The following is a 4552-nucleotide window of genomic DNA, read 5'->3' on the forward strand; positions in this document are numbered from 1 at the left end:
TGTCCGTGGTTGATAATACTAATACAATCCTTACCACCTATGGGGCAGGTGGCTTTGCTGTCCTCTAATAGGGGATGTCCGTTGTTTTCTTCATAGGTAACATTCTCATAAGCACCGCTCCACTGAGTTACCATTGCCTGACAGGGTTTATAGCCCCCACCTGGCAGTGGCTGCATCTGACACAGCCCAAAGGTGTTTTTCTCAAAAGTAGCTCCTACATCGGCAGTGGTGGCTACCAATTTCTCTTGTGGTTCTTTCTCATTGATAAAGGCTTTGGTCTGCGTAAGTACCTTTAACTTATCGGGAGTGTTGCCAAATTGACATTGGCAGGTTGCTCCTTGGCATACGAGATGTTTTTGGTTCATAATATATTATCTTTTAGCTTGTTATCTTCTTTTCTGTTCCATACGATTTTCCCTTCCTGCCAATCGGCTATGATGCTATCACCTTCCTTAAACTCTCCTGCAATAATCTTTTTAGCTAAGGGACGACGCAGTTTAGCGCGGATGACGCCCTTTAAAGGTCGTGCCCCATATTTAATGTCGTAGCCCTCTTCTGAAAGCTGTTCTTTGGCGGTATTGGTGATTTCTAACTGTATGTTGATATTCTTTACCAAGTCCAACAGCTCTTTCTTTAAGTGTATCTCAAAGATTTTTAGCGCATTCCCCTTGCTAATAGGGGCAAAGGGTATCGTTTCGGTAAGTCGCCCTAAGAACTCAGGACGGAAATAACCACTCATACGCTCTAAAAGCTCAGAAGAAGTAGGGATATTTCCCTTTTCAAAAGACTGTACGATAAACTCAGAGCCTATATTGGAAGTGAAGAGCACAATAGCATTAGAAAAATCACCCTCTTTGCCCAAGCGATCGTGAAGCTTCCCCTCGTCCATTATCTGCAAGAAGACATCAAATACCGAGCTATGTGCCTTTTCTATCTCATCAAAAAGCACAATGGCATAAGGCTTTTGGCGTATTTTGTTTACCAGCAGTCCACCCTCTTCATAGCCTACATAACCTGGTGGTGCGCCATAAAGTAAAGCAGCGGAGTGCTCTTCCTTGAACTCAGACATATCAAAGCGGATAATCGCATTCTCATCTTGGAATAGAAACTCAGCCAACGACTTAGCAAGCTCTGTCTTCCCCGTACCTGTGGGACCTAAAAAGAAGAAAGAACCAATAGGCTGTCCTGCCTTATTTAAGCCTGAACGACTTTCCAAAATAGCCTCAGAGACAATTGCAATGGCGTGGTCTTGCCCTACTACCCGCTGGGCTAATACGTTTTCCATATCATTGAGCCGCTGCTTTTCCTCTTCTTTGAGCTTGCCAATAGGAATGTTGGTCTTTTGAGAGATGATAAAAGCAAGGTCGTACTGAGTGATGTGGCTTCGCTTTTCTTTTGCTATGTCTTCAATACGATCAATAAGGATGCGGCATAGGTTAAGAAGCTCATCAGTAGGGGTATTTTCAGTAAGAGTGGTATTATCTTGTGTTTCACTCTCTGAGCTGCTGAGGTTTTGCAGTTTTTGGCATAGGTCTTTATAAAGCCACTGAGCCAGCAATTGGCGGTCTTTTTCGCTGAGGAGCTTTTTGTTTTCTCTTAGTTCTAATACTTTGCCTATAAAATAGTTGCGTTCTTTTAAGAATGACTCCCCTGCTGTTTTAAGCGATGCCATCGTTTGGTCTATCAGGTCAATAGCCGAAGCAGGCAAGCTGCGTTCCTTCATAAAACGCTTGGAAAGGCGAATAGCCTCTTTGATAGTCAGGTCGTCAATGCTGATGTTATGGTGTTTTTGATAGTCGGCTAAGGCTTGTTTGAGCATTCTAAAATGAGTGTCGTCATCGCTTTCTTCTAATCTTAAAAGTTCAAACATACCCGACAATCCTTGTTCTTTTTCTATCTTTTTGGTGTATTCTTCAATGGTAGAGGTCGCAATAAGCCGTAAGCCTTTGGAGAGTTCGCTTTTGAGCAGGTTCGCAATAGAAGAGTCTGAACCTTGTCCGCCCAAAATAGAGTGGATTTCTTCAATGATAAGCACTGCTTTGGGGAGTGCTTTAAGCTCTTGGGCGATGTTCTTTAAGCGGTCTTCAATCTCGCCCTTATAAGAAGCCCCAGCCACGATAGCCCCCATATCCAACTCGAAGACTTCTAAGCCCGTGAGTAGCTCTGGGATTTGCTGCCATACTACTTTCTGTACAAATCCCTCTAAAACAGCTGTTTTACCTACTCCCGAATCACCGATAATCAGCACATTAGGCTTGTTAAAACGGCAAAGAATTTCAATGATTTTGTTGATTTCAGTATCGCGCCCTACTAAAAGGTCTTTTTCTTTTTGAGGCTTTACCTGTGCGTTTTTGTGGATGCAGTATTTTTGTAAGAAGTTGTTTTTCTTTTTTACTGGGGGTTCGTCAGGAGTGTTGTTAGAGAAGATGGTACCGCTTACGGTTTGGTCTTTCAGGAGTTCAGCACGAGAGACAGGAAAGGTCTTCATTTGGTCAAAGCTAAAAGCTACCCCTGGACTGCTGATTGCTACTATTACCGCAAAGAGGCTTATTTCTTCCTCTAAAAGGCTTTCAGCGACTTGATTTGCCTCTGTGAAGATGGTATCTATGACCTCATCGGGTTCGCAGCTATAAGTATGCGTGGATTTAGGAAGTTCTTCAAGACGCACTTCTGCCCATTCCTCTAAGTAAAACACGTCAATGCCCTTTGCCTCTAAGGCTTTAAGCAAGGGCAAATCGCGATTGAGCATCGCTTTCAGCAAGTGCGCTCCTGAGTAATGAGCGTGGATATGCTCCTTGCCTATCTTTTGGGCTATTTGAAGGGATTTTTGGACTTCCTGAGTGTAGGGTTTTTGTTGCATAGGATTCTAAAATCTTTTACTTTTTAATAACGAAAAATGTCAATGTGTTTAATAGTAGTACCCCGATAAAATCAGTGTAACTAAAAATCATTATCTGTTTGTGTGAATTACACAATACATCTCCATCTCCCTCTTCATAGGTAGTTGTCAGCAATAAGTAATAGCATATAGTTATCAGTGTAATAAGATTGATTATCAGTAATATACCTATGGTGTTACTTTTTGCTATATATTTTTGTAGTATTATAATTACATTCATTACCAAATAAGCTGCAATAGGTATAATAATCGTATTATGAAAGTCTGTACTATCAAAAACTGTTGGTTTAATATACATTATAACTACAAAACTCAAACTTATATAAGCAAAAACACTTAATATCGCTAATAAATATTGAATAAATTTACTATCTTTATTAAAAAATCTACGATAGAATAGATAAAACAACTGTACTAATGGAATGAGTATGCTAATTCCAATGCTGAAAAATAGTATTCCATCCATTGTCTTAATTATCTTAGATTTTATTTAAGCTAAAATCTATCACTCTTTTACCCAAATCCCCCATTTCTTAATCTTGTAATAGATATAGATATGTTGAATACAATTTTTAGTGTCTTTTTGTAGGCGCATTGTGGAGATTTTAATCTTTTTACCTGCAATATCCCTACAAAGCTGTTCAAAGGGGACGAGTTTTTGGTCGTTTACTACCACAGGAGTACTAAAATTACCACAGAGATATTCTTTAAAATCGTCTTTGGTCTTGGACTGTGCTGCTACTTGACCCAGCAAGAGTTGGAATTGTTCAGAAGAGATGTCAGCTGCTTTTTTAGGAGAAGGAATACTGTCTTTCTCCTTTTTGGGTGCAGGGGTTACAGGAAGATGCTGGATAAAATCTACCAAAGGGTCTTTTTGGACTTTGCCACGAGGCAACTCAAAGTCAGAATGAGGTTTTTCAAATTCGTAAGAGGATACATCGCTTTTCTTTTTGGCAACAATGTGCTTAGGGGCGATGTAGATAGTTTTCGTGGCGATGTGCTCTATATCGCCATTGACAATCAAGGAAACGGTCTTTTTGCCAGTGGTTTTAAAGCTATAAGTAACTTTTTCACCAAGGGCATCAGTACCAGCACCCTCGCCAAAGTTCCACTCAAAAGAAATGCCACCTTCTTTGCGGGCGTTAAACTTGATGGTATCCCTCTCAAAGGCTACATTGGGGGCGATGATAACAGGCAGATAGCCTGAATCGGCATCAGGGTCTGTGATAGTTACTATTTTTTGAAAACTGCAAGTGTTATTGATGGTAAGGGTAACGATGTATTGTCCTGCCTTGTTGTAAGAGTGAAGTGCGTTTTGGTTGTAATCTACGGCAGAGCCATCCCCGAAATCCCACTTCCAAGAAGTAGCTCCTTTGGTATTATCGATGAACTCAATGAGATTTTTAGTGATGAAGTCGTCTGTGTGGATAATATATTTGGCTTCAGTGCAGTCTGTGCGGTGATTGAGTTGGTATATTAAGATTATGAGCCCGAGCAAAAGTATCCCGCCAAAGGTGAGAAAGACTGTAGTATCGAGTTTGGGTAGATATTTAAGCAAACTTTTCTTCATAAAGAATGAAAATTGATAAATTTGCGTGCAATATTACTAAAAATTCCGTGTATTGCAAAATAAAAAACAAGGTTTTTCAAAAT

3 protein-coding genes are annotated in these 4552 nt (G+C 40.3%); all 3 read right to left on the bottom strand.

Translation table 11 applies throughout. The features are described from left to right. The coding region (locus tag VJJ03_RS11425) for a DUF4280 domain-containing protein (RefSeq protein ID WP_323975689.1) at positions 1–365 on the bottom strand (365 nt) is incomplete at its 3' end. Continuing rightward, on the bottom strand, positions 362–2860 hold the full coding sequence (locus VJJ03_RS11430; protein ID WP_323975690.1) for an ATP-dependent Clp protease ATP-binding subunit: 2499 nt from the start codon (positions 2858–2860) through the stop codon (positions 362–364). The genes VJJ03_RS11430 and VJJ03_RS11425, both read right to left, overlap by 4 nt. Before the next feature lie 544 nt (positions 2861–3404). Continuing rightward, positions 3405–4469 (bottom strand): PKD domain-containing protein, encoded by a 1065-nt coding sequence (locus VJJ03_RS11435; RefSeq protein ID WP_323975691.1) that lies wholly within the window; start codon positions 4467–4469, stop codon positions 3405–3407. Positions 4470–4552: the final 83 nt, after the last annotated feature.

Origin of the sequence: Capnocytophaga sp. G2 (assembly GCF_035282625.1) — a bacterium.
GTDB lineage: Bacteria > Bacteroidota > Bacteroidia > Flavobacteriales > Flavobacteriaceae > Capnocytophaga.

Excerpts from the sequence above, each read along its gene's own strand:
- VJJ03_RS11435 (WP_323975691.1), bottom strand. The coding sequence starts at position 4,469 with ATGAAGAAAAGTTTGCTTAAATATCTACCCAAACTCGATACTACAGTC.
- VJJ03_RS11430 (WP_323975690.1), bottom strand. The coding sequence starts at position 2,860 with ATGCAACAAAAACCCTACACTCAGGAAGTCCAAAAATCCCTTCAAATA.